The organism is Pseudomonas japonica, from assembly GCF_900188455.1.
Lineage (GTDB): Bacteria > Pseudomonadota > Gammaproteobacteria > Pseudomonadales > Pseudomonadaceae > Aquipseudomonas > Aquipseudomonas japonica.
The window spans coordinates 100,740-118,637 of the sequence record NZ_FZOL01000011.1 but is presented as its reverse complement, the minus strand read 5'-3'; the positions used below and the strand labels follow the sequence as shown (position 1 = coordinate 118,637).

Annotated in this window: 18 protein-coding genes; 12 read left to right on the top strand and 6 right to left on the bottom strand. The window is 66.6% G+C overall.

The window, feature by feature from the left end:
- Positions 1–5 precede the first annotated feature (5 nt).
- The 4 genes from CHB99_RS15345 to CHB99_RS15330 all read left to right on the top strand — a co-directional run bounded on the left by CHB99_RS15345 (position 6) and on the right by CHB99_RS15330 (position 3,971).
- Positions 6–1,379: an LLM class flavin-dependent oxidoreductase gene (locus tag CHB99_RS15345; RefSeq protein WP_042129104.1), complete on the top strand. Its 1,374-nt coding sequence runs from the start codon at positions 6–8 to the stop codon at positions 1,377–1,379.
- Positions 1,376–2,041, top strand: a complete 666-nt coding sequence (locus CHB99_RS15340; RefSeq protein ID WP_042129106.1) for a methionine ABC transporter permease — start codon at positions 1,376–1,378, stop codon at positions 2,039–2,041. Before CHB99_RS15345 ends, CHB99_RS15340 begins: the two co-directional genes overlap by 4 nt.
- Positions 2,042–2,109: 68 nt before the next feature.
- A complete protein-coding gene (locus CHB99_RS15335; RefSeq protein WP_042129107.1) occupies positions 2,110–2,886 on the top strand; it encodes a MetQ/NlpA family ABC transporter substrate-binding protein in 777 nt (258 codons plus the stop codon).
- A 47-nt stretch (positions 2,887–2,933) separates the two neighbouring features.
- Positions 2,934–3,971, top strand: coding sequence for a methionine ABC transporter ATP-binding protein (locus tag CHB99_RS15330; RefSeq protein ID WP_377697541.1), 1,038 nt, complete (start codon positions 2,934–2,936; stop codon positions 3,969–3,971).
- Here the strand turns inward: CHB99_RS15330 and zapE are convergent.
- A complete protein-coding gene (gene zapE / locus CHB99_RS15325) occupies positions 3,964–5,070 on the bottom strand; it encodes a cell division protein ZapE (RefSeq protein WP_042129110.1) in 1,107 nt (368 codons plus the stop codon). The two genes, CHB99_RS15330 and zapE, sit on opposite strands and share 8 nt — an antisense overlap.
- A 196-nt stretch (positions 5,071–5,266) precedes the next feature.
- Between zapE and CHB99_RS15320 the strand changes: the two genes are divergently transcribed.
- The 7 genes from CHB99_RS15320 to CHB99_RS15290 all read left to right on the top strand — a co-directional run bounded on the left by CHB99_RS15320 (position 5,267) and on the right by CHB99_RS15290 (position 11,618).
- Positions 5,267–5,794, top strand: a complete 528-nt coding sequence (locus tag CHB99_RS15320) for a Csu type fimbrial protein (protein ID WP_042129112.1) — start codon at positions 5,267–5,269, stop codon at positions 5,792–5,794.
- A 32-nt stretch (positions 5,795–5,826) separates the two neighbouring features.
- Positions 5,827–6,354, top strand: a complete 528-nt coding sequence (locus tag CHB99_RS15315) for a Csu type fimbrial protein (RefSeq protein WP_042129114.1) — start codon at positions 5,827–5,829, stop codon at positions 6,352–6,354.
- An 18-nt stretch (positions 6,355–6,372) separates the two neighbouring features.
- Entirely contained in the window at positions 6,373–6,906 is a 534-nt protein-coding gene (locus CHB99_RS15310; protein WP_042129116.1) for a Csu type fimbrial protein, read from the top strand.
- 3 nt (positions 6,907–6,909) lie between these two features.
- Positions 6,910–7,410 carry a Csu type fimbrial protein gene (locus CHB99_RS15305; RefSeq protein WP_042129118.1) on the top strand — a complete coding sequence of 167 codons (501 nt, stop codon included), beginning with the start codon at positions 6,910–6,912 and terminating at the stop codon, positions 7,408–7,410.
- Positions 7,411–7,457: 47 nt separating this feature from the next.
- A complete protein-coding gene (locus CHB99_RS15300) occupies positions 7,458–8,240 on the top strand; it encodes a fimbrial biogenesis chaperone (RefSeq protein ID WP_212555912.1) in 783 nt (260 codons plus the stop codon).
- A 109-nt stretch (positions 8,241–8,349) separates the two neighbouring features.
- A complete protein-coding gene (locus tag CHB99_RS15295) occupies positions 8,350–10,650 on the top strand; it encodes a fimbria/pilus outer membrane usher protein (RefSeq protein ID WP_042129122.1) in 2,301 nt (766 codons plus the stop codon).
- A complete protein-coding gene (locus tag CHB99_RS15290) occupies positions 10,647–11,618 on the top strand; it encodes a Csu type fimbrial protein (protein ID WP_042129124.1) in 972 nt (323 codons plus the stop codon). The genes CHB99_RS15295 and CHB99_RS15290 overlap by 4 nt, the downstream gene beginning before the upstream one ends.
- A gap of 195 nt (positions 11,619–11,813) precedes the next feature.
- On the opposite strand, the gene CHB99_RS15285 is transcribed toward CHB99_RS15290, so the two are convergent.
- The 3 genes from CHB99_RS15285 to CHB99_RS15275 form a co-directional block, all read right to left on the bottom strand.
- Positions 11,814–12,950, bottom strand: coding sequence for a M14 family metallopeptidase (locus CHB99_RS15285; protein WP_042129126.1), 1,137 nt, complete (start codon positions 12,948–12,950; stop codon positions 11,814–11,816).
- A gap of 55 nt (positions 12,951–13,005) precedes the next feature.
- The gene (locus CHB99_RS15280; RefSeq protein WP_042129128.1) at positions 13,006–13,515 is read right to left on the bottom strand and encodes a sigma factor-like helix-turn-helix DNA-binding protein; all 510 of its coding nucleotides are present in this window, start codon (positions 13,513–13,515) and stop codon (positions 13,006–13,008) included.
- A 451-nt stretch (positions 13,516–13,966) separates the two neighbouring features.
- Entirely contained in the window at positions 13,967–14,299 is a 333-nt protein-coding gene (locus CHB99_RS15275) for a hypothetical protein (protein ID WP_042129129.1), read from the bottom strand.
- 128 nt (positions 14,300–14,427) lie between these two features.
- Between CHB99_RS15275 and CHB99_RS15270 the strand changes: the two genes are divergently transcribed.
- Positions 14,428–15,048 (top strand): LexA family protein, encoded by a 621-nt coding sequence (locus CHB99_RS15270; RefSeq protein ID WP_042129131.1) that lies wholly within the window; start codon positions 14,428–14,430, stop codon positions 15,046–15,048.
- A 73-nt stretch (positions 15,049–15,121) separates the two neighbouring features.
- Here CHB99_RS15270 and CHB99_RS15265 read toward each other — a convergent pair whose 3' ends face one another.
- Positions 15,122–17,083 carry an acetyl/propionyl/methylcrotonyl-CoA carboxylase subunit alpha gene (locus tag CHB99_RS15265; protein ID WP_042129134.1) on the bottom strand — a complete coding sequence of 654 codons (1,962 nt, stop codon included), beginning with the start codon at positions 17,081–17,083 and terminating at the stop codon, positions 15,122–15,124.
- Positions 17,080–17,898 carry a gamma-carboxygeranoyl-CoA hydratase gene (locus CHB99_RS15260; protein ID WP_042129135.1) on the bottom strand — a complete coding sequence of 273 codons (819 nt, stop codon included), beginning with the start codon at positions 17,896–17,898 and terminating at the stop codon, positions 17,080–17,082. Before CHB99_RS15260 ends, CHB99_RS15265 begins: the two co-directional genes overlap by 4 nt.

Here is a 17,898-nt window from a genome sequence, read left to right as displayed (position 1 = left end):
CGGCCATGTCCAAGCAGATCCGCCTCAATGCCTTCGCCATGAACACCGTCGGGCACCTGTCGCCCGGCCTCTGGCGGCATCCCCGCGACCAGTCGCGGCGCTACACCGATATCCATTACTGGGTCGAGCTGGCCAGGACCCTCGAACGCGGGTGCATCGACGGCCTGTTCATCGCCGATGTGCTCGGGGTCTATGACGTCTATGGCGGCTCCGCCGACGCGGCGCTGAGCACTGCCGCGCAGGTGCCGGTGAACGACCCGCTGCAACTGGTCCCGGCGATGGCCGCGGCCACCGAGCACCTGGGTTTCGGCGTGACCGCGTCGGTGTCCTTCGAGCATCCGTTTCCCTTCGCCCGGCGCATGTCCACCCTCGATCATCTGACCCAGGGACGGGCCGGCTGGAACATCGTCACCTCGTACCTGAGCAGCGGGGCGCGCAACCTCGGGCAGCGCGAGCAGTTGTCCCACGACCAGCGCTATGCCCTGGCCGAGGAATACCTGCAGGTCTGCTACAAGCTCTGGGAAAGCAGCTGGGACGAGGACGCGGTGCGCGCCGATGGCGCCAGCGGGGTGTATGCCGATCCGGCGAAGGTGCATGGCATCGCGCACGAAGGCGAGTACTTCAAGGTCCCCGGTTTTCACCTCAGCGAGCCGTCGCCGCAACGGACCCCGGTGCTCTACCAGGCCGGCGCGTCGAGCCGCGGCAGGGCGTTCGCCGCGGCCAATGCCGAGTGCGTGTTCGTCGCCGCGCCGAGCAAGGCGGTGCTGAAGAAACAGGTCGCCGAGTTCCGCGCCGCCGCGGTGGCGGCCGGGCGCGCGGCGGAGGATATCGTCATCCTCGAACAGCTCACGGTGATCGTCGCCGAGACCGACGCAGCGGCCCTGGCCCGTCTGCGCGAGTACCGCGAGTACGCCAGCGCGACGGGCGCGCTGACCCTGATGTCGGGCTGGACCGGCATCGATTTCTCCCGCTACGCGCCCGACCAGGTGCTGCGCGAGGTGCCCAGCGAGGCCATCCAGTCGGCGGTGGAGGCCTTCACCCGCGCCGACCCGACGCGCACCTGGACCACCGCCGAGATCGCCGACTACTGCGCCATCGGCGGCGACGGCCCGGTGCTGGTGGGCTCGGCGCAGACCGTGGCCGACCAGTTGCAGGAATGGGTCGAGGAGACCGGGGTCGATGGCTTCAACCTGGCCAGCGTGGTCGCCCCGGAAACCTTCGTCGCCGTGGTCGATCTGCTGGTGCCGGAACTGCAGGCCCGCGGCCTGTTCAAGCGCGCGTACGCCGAAGGCACCCTGCGCCACAAGCTGTTCGGCCAGGGCGACCGCCTGCGCGCGCCGCATCCGGTGGCGGCCCTGCGTCGAGGTGGCGGGCAATGAATCAATGGCTGGTCAACCTCAACTGGGGCGAAATCGCCCAAGCCAGCCTGGAAACCCTGAGCATGCTCGCCGCCGCCCTGGGCTTCACCGTGCTGCTCGGGCTGCCGCTGGGTGTACTGCTGTACCTCACCGGGCAGCGCCAGTTGCTCGCCAGGCCCGTGCTGTACCGGGTGATGTCGCTGCTGGTCAATGTCCTGCGTTCGCTGCCGTTCATCATTCTGCTGATCGTGCTGATCCCGCTCACCACGCTGCTCACCGGCACCTCGCTGGGCGTGCGCGGGACCATTCCGCCGCTGGTGGCGGGCTGCACGCCTTTCTTCGCGCGGCTGGTGGAAACCGCCCTGCGCGAGGTCGATCGCGGCCTGGTGGAGGCCAGCCAGGCCATGGGCGGCAGCATCTGGCAGATCATCCGCTACACCCTGTTGCCGGAGTCGCGCACCGGGCTGATCGCCGCGGTCACGGTGACCGCCATCGTCCTCGTCGACTACACCGCGATGGCCGGGGTGATCGGTGGCGGCGGTCTCGGTGACCTGGCGATCCGCTTCGGTTACCAGCGTTTCCAGACCGATGTGATGGTGGTCACCGTGCTCCTGCTGATCCTGCTCGTGCAGGTCTTGCAGGTGAGTGGCGATCGCCTGGTGCGGCACTTCACCCGACGTTGAAAACCTTTCCCCATCCGGCCCTACGCTCGCCCTGTGACGGCCTCGTGCATACCCCTAGGAGTTCCATCATGTTCAAGCAGTCCCTGGCGGTCCTGGCCGTCGCCTTGTTCGGCCTTTCGGCCCAGGCCAACGAAAAACTCACCGTCGGCGCCACGCCGGTGCCCCACGCCGAGATCCTCGAGTTCGTCAAACCGGTGCTGGCCAAGGAGGGCGTCGACCTGGACATCAAGGTGTTCACCGACTTCATCCAGCCCAATCTGCAACTGGCGGAAAAGAACCTCGACGCCAACTACTACCAGTACCGGCCGTTCCTCGATGACTTCAACAAGACCCGGCATACCGACCTGGTGCCGGTGGTGGGGGTGCACATCGAACCGTTCGGGGCCTACTCGACGAAGATCAAGGACCTCAAGGACCTGCCCGACGGTGCCAGCGTCGCCATCCCCAATGACCCGGTGAACGCCGGCCGTGCGCTAGTGCTGTTGCACGAAGCGGGGCTGCTCAGGCTGAAGGATCCGGCCAACACCCTGGCGACCCAGCGCGATATCGCCGAGAACCCGAAGAAACTGAAGATCCGTGAACTGGAAGGCGCGCTGCTGGCCCGCGCGGTGAACCAGGTGGACCTGGCCTTTGTCTTCGCCAACTACGCCCTGGAGGCGGGGATCGATACCGGCAGTGCGCTGATCGTCGAGAAGGGCAAGGACCTGTATGTCGAGTACCTGGTGGCGCGGCCGGACAACCTGCAGGACCCGGGAATCCAGAAACTGGCCAAGGCGCTGAACACGCCTGAAGTGCGCGAGTTCATCCTGACCCGCTACAAGGGGCAGATCGCGCCGGGGTTCTGATCCGGGGCTTTTGTCGATCTTCAGGGCCCCATCGCTGCGGTGCAGCGATGGGGCCGGTACCGGCTGCATCTATCTGGAAACATGCACCCATGACCCGCTTCACCCCCGAACTGCAAACCGCCACCCCCCTGCACCTGCGGGGCATCGGCAAACGCTACGGCGATCTGGTCGCCCTCGAGGACATCGACCTCCAGGTCCAGCGCGGCGAGATCTTCGGCATCATCGGTCGCAGCGGCGCCGGCAAGTCCTCGCTGCTGCGCCTGATCAATCGCCTGGAAAGCCCCAGTTCCGGCCAGGTGCTGATCAACGGCGAAGACATCGCCCACCTGGATGCCGCGCAACTGCGCCCCCTGCGGCGCCAGGTGGCGATGATCTTCCAGCACTTCAACCTGATGGCCACCCGCAGCGTCGCCGAAAACATCGAACTGCCCCTGCGCATGGCCGGTGTGCCGGCGGCGGAGCGGGTGCGGCGGGTCGAGGCGCTGCTGCAACTGGTGGGCCTGAGCGAGCGCCGCGACGCTTACCCCGCGCAACTCTCCGGCGGACAGAAACAGCGGGTCGGCATCGCCCGGGCGCTGGTCCTGGAGCCGCAGATCCTGCTGTGTGACGAGGCCACTTCGGCGCTGGACCCGGAAAGCACCCAGGCGATCCTGCAGTTGCTGCGCGATATCAACCGCCGTCTGGGGCTGACCATCGTCCTGATCACCCACGAGATGGAAGTCATCCGCGATCTCTGCCACCGCGTCGCGGTGCTGGAGCGCGGACGGGTGGTGGAGCAGGGCGAGGTGTGGCGGGTTTTCGGCGATCCGCGACACGCCGTCAGCCGGATCCTGCTGGCGCCCTCGCAGCATGAGGAAACGCTCGATGTGGCCGGCGAGCAGGTCCTGGACCTGCACTACACCGGGGAGCATGGACTGGAACCGGACCTGGCGGCATTGAGCGCGGCGCTGCCCGGCGTGCGCTTGTTGCAGGGCGGGGTGGAGCGGATTCAGGGTCGCGCGCTGGGGCGCCTGCGGGTGGCGGTGCGGGGTGACGGGCTGGAGCGGGCCAAGGGCCTGGCGGACCGGGTCGAAGCGGTCAACTGATCACGGTGCTCGGCGGCGGTCCGATCTGCCGCAACTGGCCCAGGCGACTGCGGGTCCGCGCCAGGTCCGCCACGCTGCCTCCCAGGCTCTCGGCCAGTGGCCGCGCGCCGATCAGCAGCAACGGCCGGTCGCGGTCATACAGCACGTCCACCAGGTTGATGAAGCGCTGCTGGGCGGCGATGCTGCAGTCCTCCAGGTCCGGCAGGCCCTCGATGGTCCAGTGTTCGAAGCGCTGGATCAGTTCCAGGTAGTCGATCACCGCCGTGGCCTGTTCGCAGAGGCCGGCGAAATCGAAGACCACGCTGCGTTCATCACGCACCCGCGCGTGCAGCCGACGTTTGTTCACCTCCAGCACCACCGCCTGCGCAGGCTCGGCGAAACCGAGCGAGTCCAACTGCTGCGCGGTGCCGGGCCAGACGTAGTGCCCCTGGCTGAAGCGCTGCTGCCGGCCCGCGTCGGGGAGGGCGCGATAGTCCTGCTCGCCGCCCACTTCGAGGACCTGCATGCGGGCTTCGATCAAGCGGATCACCGGCTCGAAACGCTGGTGATACAGCGGGTTGGGCAGCAGCCCCGCGGGCGGGTAGTTGGAGGTCACCAGGACGAAGATGCCGCGGGCGAACAGCGCCTGGTACAGGCGCGTGAGCAGCATGGCATCGCCGATATCGTGGACATGGAACTCGTCGAAGCACAGCACCCGGCAATCGCCGAGCAGATGGTCGAGGCTCAGCGCCAGGGCATCGTCCTGGTGGCGGTGTTCGAACATGCCCTGGTGCAGGCGGGCGAAGAAATCGTGGAAATGCAGGCGGCGCCTGGGCACATCGCCGAGGGCGCTGTAGAAACCGTCGAGCAGCCAGCTCTTGCCGCGCCCGACCTGGCCATGCAGGTACAGGCTGCGCGCCTGGCCGCTGGCGAGCCGCGTGGCCTGTTCCGCCATCGCCGCGATCACGCCTTGCTGACCCTGGCTCAGGGTGTAGCCCTGCTCGCGCGCCTTGTCGGCGAAGAAGCGCCGGATTGCGCTGCCCGCGGCGTGCTCGGGCACGGCGCGGGAGGTCAGGCGCTGGCGAAGGGTGCGCAGGGGTGAGCGGATCCAGGCAGGCAAAGCGGGGTTCCTCGGCGAGGGGGAGGTGATGGGCGGCGGCAATATTAACCAGATAGTGAAAAAGGTCGCCAGCCGGATGACGTCGATCGCCGGATGATTCCTATACAAGAACTGTACATTTCTTAATCTGCTGGCAGCATTTTCCTCGGCTGCTACCCTCAATTTCAGATCACTCCTGCAAGGACAGGGAGGGAAGGTGAAGGGACGATCACTGCTGGCGCTGGTCGGACTGTGTACGGCGCAAAGCGTGGCGGCCACGGATTTTCTCGTCGAAGTGCGCATCGACGTGCAGCGCGGCTGCCTGCTGATTCATGAAACCCGCAGTGCTTCTGGCGAGGCCCTCGGCATCCTGGATTTTGGCCACGGCCCGCGCCTGGACGATCCCGCCGGGCCCTTGACCAGCCAGTTGCTGGTGCAGCGCCCGCCACGGCTGGAGTGCAATCCGGATACCGCCTACCAGGTCGAGGTCGACGGCGGCCTGCACGGCGGCACCGGCGAGGTGCGCTATCTGGTCTCCGCCGATCCCCGTGCCAGGCCCATTCCCTACCGGCTGTTCCGCGATCCCGCCTGGCGTGTGCCGCTGGCGGTGAATATCGCCCAGCAGGGCCGGGTGCCGGACAGCGGCTCGGTGGAGCTGCCCTTGTACGCGCGTATCGACACACAAACCGAGCTTCCACGGACGGGACGCTATTCGGATTTACTGAAAGTGACCGTCACCTGGTGACGGTCGAGGGTACTGCTTAGGGAGCGAGCAGCATGCACACAGCCCGCATTCTTCTGCTGAGCCTGGGACCGCTCCTGCTCAGCACCAGCGCCCAGGGCGCAATGAGCGGTCATATCCAGGCGCGGCTGGTGATCACCTCCGCCTGCCAGGTCAGCAACGATCCGACGCCGCAGGCGCCCGCCGGCGGTGTACTGGATTTCGGCGCGCAGGGGCCGATGTGGGACAACCCGCTGCGTGCCGCCCTCGACAATGCCAGCCGCAGCGGCAACCTGCAGGTCAGCTGCAACCCGGCGGTGCGTGCCTTCAACGTGACCATCAATGGCGGCACCAACGCCGATGGCGCGACGCGCCGCCTGAGCAATGGCGGCGTGCTCATTCCCTATCAGCTCTCCACCGACCCGGCCGGTCGCTCGAACTACGGCATCGGCCAGCAACTGAGCTTCTCGGTGAGCAGTGCGGCGCAGATTCCGATTCCCATCTACGGCGTCGTCGTAGCCAACCCCAAAGCCCTGCCCGCGGGCGTTTATCGCGACACCCTGACGGTGACGCTGGACTGGTGACAGTCAAAGGAGTGAACCATGCAACCCAACCTTTACCGTTTCCTCTTCGCTGGCGCTGCCCTGGTCTTCGCCGCTCAGGCCCAGGCGGCGAGCGTCACCGGCAATATCAACGCCTCGCTGGTGCTGATCTCCAGTTGCCAGGTGAATGGCTCCACGGCGACCACCGGGGTCAACTTCGGTGCGCTGAACTTCGGTACCCAGACCGCGCTGTTCACCGAGGCCGGTGCCCAGGTGCTGGCGGGGGGCGGCGGTGCCATGAGCATTCTCTGCTCCAATGGCGCGATTCCGGTGATCAAGGTCGGCGTCGGTACCCATGACGGCTTGTCCAGCGGCGGTACCCGGGCGCTGGCCGACGGTTCCGGCAACTTCGTGCCCTACGACTTCTACACCGACGCCGGGTTCGGCACGCTGCTGCCGATCAACGGCACCATCACCCTGCCCACCAGCAGCGGCGCGGCGCAGACCGTCAACCTGTACGGCAAGGCGGTGGGCAAGGCCGGACTGCCTCCGGGCACCTACAGCGACACGGTGGCGGTCGAGCTGAGCTTCTGAGCCATGCACGGGCGTCTGGCACTGGGCCTGACGCTGGTCGCGGCAGTCGTGCCGGCAACGCTGGATGCCGCCACCAGCAGCACTTTTCTGGTCAATGCGACGATCCAGGCCGGCTGCCTGGTGGTGGGCGGCGTGAGCAACTACGGCAACCTGGACTTCGGCAGCTATTCGGCGCTGTCCACCGCCGCCGCCACCACCGCGCTCGGCGGCACCACGGTGACGCTGCAGTGCACGCCGGGCACGGCCCTGAACATGGCGGTCGACGGCGGGCAGAACAATAACGGCAGCCGCAACCTCAAGCGCGGCACCGGCGGCAACCTGCAGGTCTACCAGTTGTTTCGCGATGCCGCCTTCAGCCAGGCGCTGGGCATCGACCAGAGCGTGGCGGTCAGCTACAGCGACCCGACCGCGATCAAGCTGCCGATCTATGCCCGCGCGCAGTTGAGCGGGGCGCTGCCGGCGGGGACCTACACCGATGTGCTGCAAGTGACACTGACCTGGTAAGCGAACCTGCCGGGCTGACAAGAACATCAAAGGAGGCTGGCATGGCAATGGACGCTCGGCGTCGCAGCTCGGGGATCGTGCGCTTGGCGCTGCTTCTGGCGTTGTGGGGAGGCATGGCGCAGGCCGCGACCTCGGTACTGATCTGGCCGATCGATCCGGTGATCGAGGCCGAGCAGAAGGCCGGCGCGTTGTGGCTGGAAAACCGCGGCAGCGAAGTGGCCAACCTGCAGATCCGCATCTTCGCCTGGCGTCAGGGCGAATTCGACGACCAGTACCAGAACCAGCGCGAGATCATCGGCAGCCCGCCGCTGGCGAAGATCGCGCCGGGACAGAAGCAGCTCATCCGCCTGACCCGTACCGGCGCTTCGCCGGTCGGCCAGGAACAGGCCTACCGCATCATCATCGACGAGATCCCGCCAGCCGTACCGCCTAGCCAGGACAGCGGCAAGGCGCAGGCGGCGATCCGTTTCCAGATGCGCTATTCGGTGCCGCTGTTCGTCTATGGCGAGGGCCTGTGGGGCAAGCCCGACCCGCAAGGCCAGCGCGACAGCGCCGGGGTCGGCAAGCCGCAGTTGAGCTGGCGCCAGGTCTCGGTGCAGGGCCAGCCGTTCGTCGAGATTCGCAACAGCGGCCCGGTGCATGCGCGCCTGACCGACGTGGTCATGCACCAGGGCGGGCAGCGTCGCCCGGTGGTGCAAGGCCTGCTCGGCTACGTGCTGCCCGGCGCCAGCATGCGCTGGCCGGCACCCTTGCAGGCGTCGGCGGCGACCGTGCTGCAGGGCCGCGTGAATGGCGGCGAAACCGCTCAGACCATCGGTCAGGGGCAGTGAAGTGAGCGGATAGGTCAGGGACCAGGGGCCGGAGCAGCCCCGTCAAGGGTGGGAACAGTGAGTGAAGGGATTTCTGGCCAGTACCCGTCGTCTGGCGCTGGCGAGTGGCATGACGGTCATCGCGGTGGTGCCGTTGCTGGCTGGCGAACTACCGCCGCCACCCAGCGGTCAGGAGGCGATCAGCGATGCGCAGTTGTATCTGGAACTGGTGGTCAACCAGATGAACAGCGGTAACGTGGTGCCCGTGCAGCAGCGCTCCGGCCACCTGTACGTGGCCGCCAGCGACCTGCGCGCCGCCGGCATCGAGTTTCCCGGGGCGGTGCCGGACGAGGTGGCCCTGGACAGCATCGCCGGGCTGCACAGCGACTACGACAGCCAGGCCCAGCGCCTGCTCCTTGAGGTGCCGCTGGGCTGGCTGCCGAACCAGCGGATCGGCGGGCGTTCGCTGTACCCGCGCAGCGAGGCCCGCAGCAGCTTCGGCGCGCTGTTCAACTACGACCTGTACCTCAACGACACCGATGACGTCGGCACCAGCCTGTCGGCGTGGAACGAATTTCGTCTGTTCGACAGCTGGGGCACGTTCTCCACCACCGGGCAATGGCGTGAGCAGATCAGCGGCGAGCGCTTCGACGACAGCCGGCGCGGCTTCCTGCGCTACGACAGCACCTTCCGCTACACCGACGAGGAACGCCTGCTGACCTTCGAAGCCGGCGACGTGGTCAGCGGCTCGCTGCCCTGGAGCAGTTCGGTGCGCCTGGGCGGGGTGCAGCTGTCGCGGGATTTCTCGGTGCGCCCGGACCTGGTCACCTATCCCTTGCCGGCGTTCGCCGGGGAGGCGGCGGTGCCGTCGTCGCTGGACCTGTTCATCAACGGCTACAAGAGTGCCAGCGCCGACCTGCAGCCCGGCCCCTACACCCTGACCAACGTGCCGTACATCAACGGTGCCGGCGAGGCGGTGGTGGTGACCACCGATGCCCTTGGCCGCCAGGTGTCCACCACCTTGCCGTTCTATGTCACCAGCACCCTGTTGCAGAAAGGCTTGAGCGACTTCTCGGTGGCCGCCGGCAAGCTGCGGCGCAACTACGGCATCAGCGATTTCTCCTATGGCTCGGCGCTGACCTCGGCCAGCCTGCGCTATGGCGTGAGCGACAGCTTCACCCTGGAAAGCCATGCCGAGGCGGGCGAGTCCCTGGTGCTCGGCGGGCTCGGCGGCAACCTGCTGCTGGGCAACTTCGGGGTGGTCAACGCGGCGGTCAGCCACAGCACCTTCGAAAGCCGCGGCGGCCGGCAGCTGAGCCTCGGTTACCAGTACAACAGCCAGCGCATCGGTTTCAGCTACCAGCGCCTGGAACGCTTCGGCGACTACGCCGACGCCTCGCTGCTGGACAGCCCCTACAGCCGCCTCAGCCAGCGCAGCGAGCAGGTCACCCTGAGCCTCAACCTGGACCGCTACGGCAGCCTCGGTGCCGGCTATTTCGATGTGCGCGCCGCCGACAGTTCGCGCACGCGGCTGGTCAACCTGAGCTGGAGCAAGTCGCTGTGGGGCAGCGCCAGCCTGTACCTGTCGGCCAACCGCGAGGTGGGTGGCGGGCAGTGGGCGACCCAGGCGCAACTGGTGATTCCCTTCGACCTGTACGGCACCCTCAGTTTCAGCGCGGAGCGCAACCAGAGCGGCGAGAACGTGCAGCGGGTCAACTACAGCCGTGGCGTACCCAGCGCCGGTGGGGTCGGTTTCAATATCGGCTATGCCGGCGGCGACCAGCAGGCCTACCGCCAGGCCGACCTGACCTGGCGCCTGCAGTCGGTGCAGTTGCAGGCCGGCACCTACGGCACCAGCGACGGCATGACGCGCTGGGCCGACGCCAGCGGCTCGGTGGTGTGGATGGACAATGGGCTGTTCGCCGCCAACCGCATCGACGACGCTTTCGTCGTGGTCAGCACCAACGGTTTCGCCGACATCCCGGTGCGCTACGAGAACCAGACCGTGGGGCGCACCAACGGCAAGGGCCAGTTGCTGGTGCCGTGGAGCAGCGCCTACTACCGCGGCAAGTACGAGATCGACCCGCTGGAACTGCCGGCCAACGTCCGCGCCGAGGATGTCGAGCAGCGCGTGGCGGTGCGCCGTGGCGCCGGCTACCTGCTGAACTTCCCGCTGAACCGGGTGCTGGCGGCCAGCGTCGAGCTGGTGGATGGCAATCACCGCGACCTGCCCCTGGGCAGCCAGGTCACCCACCAGCAGAGCGGTTCGCTGGCGGTGGTGGGCTGGGACGGGCTGGTCTACCTGGACAACCTGGCCGAGCAGAACACGCTGTTGGTGCAGTTGGCCGGGGGCGGCACCTGCCAGGCGCAGTTCACCCTTGAAAGCGGGCAGGACGACGTGCCGCTGATCGGCCCGCTGGTGTGCCGATGAGGCGCTGCCTGACGCTGCTGCTCCTGTGCCTGCTGGCGGCGCAGGCACGGGCGCAGTGCGCGGTGGTGCAGGCGACCAATGCGGCCTTCGGCAGTGTTGCGTCGACGCTGGTCAATACCGCGCAGCAGTCCACCTCGACGACCAACGCCGGGCTGCGCTGCAGCGGAACGCTGGTCAGCCTGTTGCGTTCGGACGACTTCTTCAAGCTGACCCTGACGCCGCAGGGCGGCACCACCGGCATGGTCGGCCCGACCGGTGACGTGATCCAGTACACCCTCTATGCGGACAACACCACGGCCTACCCGATCACCCGTGGCCAGCCCTTCGATTTTGCCCGGCATGGCATTCTCGAAGCCCTGGGCCTGCTCGGCAGCATCGTGCCCAGCACCGTGCCGCTGTATCTGAAGACCCTGACCGGGAGCAACGTCGCCGCTGGCACCTACACGGAAAACTTCACCGTGTTCTGGAACTGGGACTATTGCTACGGCATCGGTGTCGGTGGCCTGTGCCTGGGGCGGCAGATCAGCAGCGGGACCACCAGCATGAGTGTCAGCCTGACGGTGACTGCCGACTGCCAGATCACCACACCGATCATCAACTTCGGTACCGCGCCGGTGGTCAGCGGCTTCTCCACGGTGAGCCAGAGCGTCAGCCTGTCCTGCACCAAGGGCAGTGCCTACACGGTGGGCTTGAACGACGGGTTGTACGTCTCGGGCGGGCGGCGGCGGATGAAGTCGAGCACGGCCAGCAACTACCTGGCCTACGACATCTTCAAGAGCGCCGGCAGCGTGCGCTGGGGCTCGGTGACCAGCGCCCGGCGCGCCAGCAGCGATGCCGACATCAACCCGGGCAATGGCACCGGTAGCGGGAGCCAGGTGTTCAACTACAACGCCAGGGTCTACACCGACCAGGGCACGCCGCCGGCTGGTGCGTATCAGGACAGTGTGATTCTTGATGTGGCGTTCTGAGGGCTTGTGGGGGCTGCTTTCGTAGGAGCGCGGCTTGCCCGCGAAAGATCTGTAGGAGCTGGCTTGCCTGCGAAAGGACCGCGTCAGCGGTCCCGATAGCGGTGATGTCTGGGACCGCTGACGCGGTCCTTTCGCGGGCGAGCCACGCTCCTACGGGGCGAGTCCATCCAATTACGAACGCGGTACCTGATCGAGTCAGCGCAATTCGTGAACCATCTGCCCAATGGCATCCAGCACCGACGAGGCCAGGGCCTTCGAGCGCTTGCCGGACCAGCCGGTGACCGCGTCAGGGGCATCGTCGTGGTCCTTGAACGGCATTTCCAGGGTCAGCGACAGGCAGTCATGGGCCTGGCCGACAGCATTGCAGGCCAGGGTCAGGTTGGCCTCGCCAGGGGCATTGCGCGGGTAGCCGTGGACGTCCTGGAAGTCGCGGGTGAGGCCGCACAGGGTCGTGCGGAAGCGTTCTTCCAGGGCCGCGATGCGCGGGGTGTAGCCGGGGTTGCCCTCGCAGGCGGCGGTGAACACATGGGGAATCTCCTCGTCGCCGTGGGCATCGAGGAACAGGTCGACGCCGTACAGCTTCATCTGCTGCTGGGCGAACAGCACCTCCGGGGTCTGATCGGCACTGGCGTTCTGCCAGGCGCGATTGAGGTCGTGGCCGCGGGCATTGGTGCGCAGGTGGCCGCGGAAGGCGCCGTCAGGGTTCATGTTGGCGATCAGGTACAGGTCGGCGGCGGCCAGCAGGCGCTGGAGGGTGGCGTCGTTCTGTTCGACGCGGTCGATCACGCCTTCCATGAACCACTCGGCCATGTGCTCGCCCGGGTGCTGCTGGGCGATGATCCACACCTTGCGCTTGCCCGGGGCACCATCGCCGACCCGCAGCAGGGGAATGTCGCGGCCCTCGACGCTGCGCCCGGTGGCCAGCAGGCTGACCCCGGGCAGTTGGCGGGCACGTTCGATCAACTGGTTGTGGCGGGCGCGGGAATAGGGTTCGAAGTAGGCGAACCAGGCCTGCGTTTCACGCACCTGGAGGCTGAAGTGCAGGGCCTTGCCGTCGAAATGCGAGGGGACGCGGAACCAGTTCTGCTGGTCGTAGGAAGCGACCGCCTGATAGCCGTCCCAGGCCTTGTTGTAGGAGGATTCGCCAGCGTTCTCCAGGACGAAGGCGTGGGTCTGTCCCGGGGTCAGGCCACTGGCCTTGAAGTGGAACCACTGGAAATGCCCGCTGCAGGTGTCGTTACGGATCGCCAGGCGAACCTGCGCGGGATGGCTGGCATCCCGGACCAGGATATTGCCGGAGTCGAAGTCGCAGTCGATGCTCAATGCAGTCATTGCCAGGTTCCTGTGCAGAGTTCTTGTAGCCGGTCACTCTACACAACCTGGCGGGTTACCAGAAACCCAGTACCAGCAATGCCGCCAGACCCAGTCCCATGGCCACGCTGCAGCCCCCCAGCGAGAACGCCGCGCGGCCTTGCCGGTACCAGCGGCTTTCGCCCAACTGGCGCGCCGGCACGAGCAGGGTGCGCCAGCGCAGTTCGGTGGCATGGAAGGCCGCCAGATGTTCCGGCGCCGAGTCCAGCCAGCGGCGGAAGTCGATGCGTTCGCTGGCGGTGACCTGCGGGCTTTGCAGGCGCACGTACCACTGGCCGGCGGCACGGGCGACGGCGTCGGGCACGGGCAGGGTGCATTGCAGGACCTGGTTCATATGGCGCTCGACGTTGCTGTCGGGCAGGTCCAGGCGCTGGGCGATGGCGGCGTAGGAAAGTTGATCGAGGCGGTTCAGCAGGAACACCTGCTGTACCCGGCGTGGCAGCTTCTTGAGGCGTTGCAGCAGGATTGCTTCCGCGCAGTCGGCGCTATCGGCGTGGTGATCCAGAGGTAGCAGCAGACGGGTCATGGTTCCAGCTCCTTGCGGGGAAACGGAGGCGGGGGTAGGGGGCATCTTCCCTGATGCGTTGCTGAGCTTAATCGTAACGAGATTGATTCTCAAGTGCTAATTTCAGCAAAGCTTTGTTACGGGGTTACAGCAGCGATAGTCCTTTGCTATCATCGCCACATTAAGTAACACACCGCCTTCATTAGCCTGAAGAGCCAAAAAAAAAGACCCGGCAAAAAGCCGGGTCAAAAACCGTGATTAGCCTGATGAGGAGATAATCTGAGAGTCCGACCTAAGGGCTCCAGGTTATCCAACCAGTCTCGCGACCAGTTGCGTCCAATAATAATCGTTCTCATTTTCAAGTCAAATGAATTTTCGGTAATTTTACGAAAATTCTTCCTCGTCGTACCTGGAACCCCGCTATTTCGGGCCTTTCCGGCTTTGTAATTCCTCCCTTTAGCCCCTCCCTGCGTCATTCCTCAAGCGGATCCTCCGGCTCACCGGCCGTCTGCCCCTGGCTGTGCTCGATCAGCGCGCGGGCCAGATTGATCAGGTGCATGATCAGCAGCGTCTGGTCCTGGGCCTTGTCACGCAGCTGCTGAGCGCCTTCCCAGGCGGTGCAGGAGGCGCGGCGCAGCAGCCAGGTGGCCTGCTCGAAGGCCGCTTCCGTGGACAGCCCGGGGCGGGCGACCACCAGTTGCATGTCCTGCTGCGCCGGCGAGGCCTCGGGCGCGGGGTTGAAGTAGTAGTCCAGGGCACGGCGGGCGGCATCGTTGTCCAGTTGGCTGAAGGTGGGCGCGCTCATAAACGGTCTTCCTTGAAGGAGTGAAGTGAATACCCGGGGAAATATAGTACCCAGTGTATTTTTATCCGTATTTTAAATACTACAATTTATGTATTGAGCGATGATGGGCAGTCCGTATCGTGCCTGCGATGGAAAAATGGATCGTACTCATCAAAGAACGGATGCGTGAGCTCAAGCTCACGCAAGAGAAACTGGCCGAGCGGGTAGGCGTCACCCAGGGGGCCGTGGGCCTGTGGCTGCGTGGCGAACGCCAGCTCAAGCTCAACCGCATGAACCAGATCCTGGTCGCGCTCGAACTGCCCCACATGCAGATGAACGCCACATCCATGCTGGCCGAGGAACCGGCCAACTACGGGTTGCCCACCACCTTTCGCTATCCGCTGTCGGACTGGCAGCGCCTGGCGGCCATCAGCGAAGAGCCCGAGACACCTGGCGCGGACCAGATCACCGACTACAAGGCACTGGGCTCGGCGTTCTGGCTGCGTGTCGAAGGCGATGCAATGACCGCGCCGACCGGCCTCAGCATTTGCGCGGGGATGCTGGTGCTGGTGGACACCGGTGTCGAGGTCGAGGTGGGGCGGCTGGTGATCGCCCGGGTGCCGGGCAATGCGCAGGGGCTGTTGCGCCAGTTGGTGGTGGAGGGCGGCCAGCGTTTCCTCAAGCCGCTGAATCCGAGTTATCCGATCATGCTGTGTGGTGAGGATTGTGAATTGCTGGGTGTGGCGATTCAGGCCGGCATCCGCTTCTGATGCCCTGAAACGAAAAACGGCGCCTGCAAGGCGCCGTTTTCATTTACCCACTACGTTCGGGGTGCCCGGCACCTCACTTCGCGTCTTCCTCCAGCGCTACCAGCACGCTGCCTTCACTGACCATCTCGCCTTCCTGGCAATACAGCGCGGTCACGGTCCCGGCATGCGGGGCGCGGATGCTGTGTTCCATCTTCATGGCTTCCAGCACCACCAGTTGAGTGCCGGCTTCCACCACCTGACCCGGCTCCACCAGCACCCGTACGATGCTGCCGTTCATCGGTGCGGTGAGACCGCCCTGATGGCCGTGGCTGGCTTCGGCCTCGGCGATCGGGTCGTAGGCTGTGATCGCCTGCAGTTCGCCGTCCCAGCGCAGGTACAGGGTGTCGCCGCGACGGATCGCCAGGTGCTGGCGGCGCAGGCCGCCGTCATCCACGCGCAGCTGCTCGCCGCCGAGGATGAAGCGCGAAGCCGCCGTGCGATCCAGACCCAGCGCCTGCTGTTCGCCATTGCAGCTCAGGTGCAGGCTGACATGCGCGGCCATGCCGGCGCGGAAGCCCTGGCGCGAAGCCCAGGGCGAGTGCGCGTCGTCCTGGCGCCGGGTTGCCGGCAGGCCTTGCACCCAGGCCTGCGCCGCCGCCTGCCAGAACTCGGCGGGCAGGGCGCGTGGCGCCGGCAGCAGGTCGTCGTGGTAACGCGGGATGAAACCGGTATCCAGCTCCGCGGCGGCGAAGGCCGGGTGCGCGAGGATCCGGCGCAGGAAGGCGATGTTGCTCTTCACCCCACCGATGGCGAACTCGTCGAGCATGGCCAGCAGGCGCAGACGAGCCTGTTCGCGGTCTTCGCCCCAGGCGATCAGCTTGCCCAGCATCGGGTCGTAGAAGGGCGAGACGTCGTCGCCCTCGGCGACCCCGCTGTCCACCCGACGTCCGTCGCCGGCCGCGCTTTCGCGGTACAGCGCCAGCCTGCCGGTGGCCGGCAGGAAGTCATTGGCCGGATCCTCGGCGTACAGGCGTACCTCGATGGCGTGGCCATTGAGCGGTACCTGCTCCTGGGTGATCGGCAGCGCTTCGCCACGGGCCACGCGGATCTGCCAGGCCACCAGGTCGAGGCCGGTGATGGCCTCGGTGACCGGGTGCTCCACCTGCAGGCGGGTGTTCATCTCCATGAAGAAGAACTCGCCGCGGGCGTCCAGCAGGAACTCCACGGTACCGGCACCGACGTAGCCGATGGCCTGCGCGGCGCGCACCGCGGCTTCACCCATGGCCCGGCGCAGTTCGACGCCGAGGCCCGGGGCCGGGGCTTCTTCCACCACTTTCTGGTGACGGCGCTGGATCGAGCAGTCGCGTTCGTTGAGGTACAGGCAGTTGCCGTGCTGGTCGGCGAACACCTGGATCTCCACGTGGCGCGGCTTGAGCACGTATTTCTCCACCAGCATCCGCGCATCGCCGAACGACGATTGCGCTTCACGCTGCGCCGAGGCCAGGGCTTCGGCCAGCTGGCTTTCCTGCTCGACCACCTTCATGCCCTTGCCGCCACCGCCAGCGGTGGCCTTGAGCAGCACCGGGTAGCCGATCTTCTCGGCGGCGGCGCGGAAGGTTTCCAGGTCCTGGGCCTCGCCGTGGTAGCCGGGCACCAGCGGCACGCCGGCGGTTTCCATCAGGGCCTTGGCCGCCGACTTGCTGCCCATGGCGTCGATGGCGCTGGCCGGAGGGCCGAGGAAGATCAGCCCGGCCGCTTCGATGGCGCGGGCGAAGCCGGCGTTCTCCGAGAGGAAGCCGTAGCCGGGATGGATCGCCTGGGCGCCGCTGGCTTTCGCCGCGGCGATCAGCTTGTCGATGACCAGGTAGCTCTCCGCCGGCTTGGCGCCGCCGAGGTCGACACGGATATCGGCTTCGCGGCTGTGCCGCGCTTCACGGTCGACCGCGCTGTGCACGGCAACGGTGGTCAGGCCGAGGGATTTGGCGGTGCGCATCACCCGACAGGCGATCTCGCCACGGTTGGCGACCAGCAGGGTGGTCAGCTCGGGACGGCTCATGGGCGGGGCTCCTTGGCGGATGGTGCGGCGTGCCAGGCCGGTGGACGTTTTTCCAGGAAGGCGCGCAGGCCCTCCTGGCCCTCCGCACTGACGCGGATCCGGGCGATGGCGTTCTCGCAGTAGCGACGCAAGGCCGGGGTCAGTTCACCCGGGCCGACTTCGCGCAGCAGTTCCTTGCTGGCACGCATGGCCTGCGGGCTGTTCAGCAGCAGGTTGGCGATCCAGTCTTCGAGGCGTTCTTCCAGTTCCGCCGCCGGGTAGCTTTCCGAGAGCAGGCCCAGCTCGCGCGCCCGGGTGCCGCTGAAGCGCTCGGCGGTCAGGGCATAGCGGCGCGCGGCGCGCTCGCCCATGGCCTGGACCACGAACGGGCTGATCACCGCCGGGGCCAGGCCGATGCGCACTTCCGACAGGCACAGTTGTGCATCGTCGGCGCCGATGGCCATGTCGCAGCAGCTGACCAGACCCAGGGCGCCACCGAAGGCCGCGCCCTGGACCACCGCCAGCGTCGGCAGCTTGAGGCGGGCGAGGTTGTACATCAGTTCGGCCAGTTCGCGGGCGTCGTCGAGGTTGCTCTGGTAGTCCAGCGCCGCGCTCTGCTGCATCCAGGCCAGGTCGGCGCCGGCGCTGAAGTGCCGGCCGCGACCGCGCAGGACGACGAAGCGCAGGCTGGCGTCGGTGGCCAGTTCATCGATGGCGGCAATCAGTTCGCGGATCATCTGCGCGTTGAACGCGTTGTTCTTGTCCGCGCGGCTCAGCCACAAGGTGGCGAAGCCGCGCGGATCCTTGATCAGTTCGAGGGTGCTGAAGTCGGTCAT

Coding starts and splice junctions, on each gene's coding strand:
- CHB99_RS15330 (WP_377697541.1), top strand. CDS start 2,934: ATGGGGCCGGTACCGGCTGCATCTATCTGGAAACATGCACCCATGACC.
- CHB99_RS15260 (WP_042129135.1), bottom strand. CDS start 17,898: ATGACCGACTTCAGCACCCTCGAACTGATCAAGGATCCGCGCGGCTTC.
- CHB99_RS15340 (WP_042129106.1), top strand. CDS start 1,376: ATGAATCAATGGCTGGTCAACCTCAACTGGGGCGAAATCGCCCAAGCC.
- CHB99_RS15295 (WP_042129122.1), top strand. CDS start 8,350: ATGACGGTCATCGCGGTGGTGCCGTTGCTGGCTGGCGAACTACCGCCG.
- CHB99_RS15270 (WP_042129131.1), top strand. CDS start 14,428: ATGGAAAAATGGATCGTACTCATCAAAGAACGGATGCGTGAGCTCAAG.
- CHB99_RS15280 (WP_042129128.1), bottom strand. CDS start 13,515: ATGACCCGTCTGCTGCTACCTCTGGATCACCACGCCGATAGCGCCGAC.
- CHB99_RS15315 (WP_042129114.1), top strand. CDS start 5,827: ATGCACACAGCCCGCATTCTTCTGCTGAGCCTGGGACCGCTCCTGCTC.
- CHB99_RS15285 (WP_042129126.1), bottom strand. CDS start 12,950: ATGACTGCATTGAGCATCGACTGCGACTTCGACTCCGGCAATATCCTG.
- CHB99_RS15275 (WP_042129129.1), bottom strand. CDS start 14,299: ATGAGCGCGCCCACCTTCAGCCAACTGGACAACGATGCCGCCCGCCGT.
- CHB99_RS15310 (WP_042129116.1), top strand. CDS start 6,373: ATGCAACCCAACCTTTACCGTTTCCTCTTCGCTGGCGCTGCCCTGGTC.
- CHB99_RS15305 (WP_042129118.1), top strand. CDS start 6,910: ATGCACGGGCGTCTGGCACTGGGCCTGACGCTGGTCGCGGCAGTCGTG.
- CHB99_RS15345 (WP_042129104.1), top strand. CDS start 6: ATGTCCAAGCAGATCCGCCTCAATGCCTTCGCCATGAACACCGTCGGG.
- CHB99_RS15335 (WP_042129107.1), top strand. CDS start 2,110: ATGTTCAAGCAGTCCCTGGCGGTCCTGGCCGTCGCCTTGTTCGGCCTT.
- CHB99_RS15265 (WP_042129134.1), bottom strand. CDS start 17,083: ATGAGCCGTCCCGAGCTGACCACCCTGCTGGTCGCCAACCGTGGCGAG.
- CHB99_RS15290 (WP_042129124.1), top strand. CDS start 10,647: ATGAGGCGCTGCCTGACGCTGCTGCTCCTGTGCCTGCTGGCGGCGCAG.
- CHB99_RS15300 (WP_212555912.1), top strand. CDS start 7,458: ATGGACGCTCGGCGTCGCAGCTCGGGGATCGTGCGCTTGGCGCTGCTT.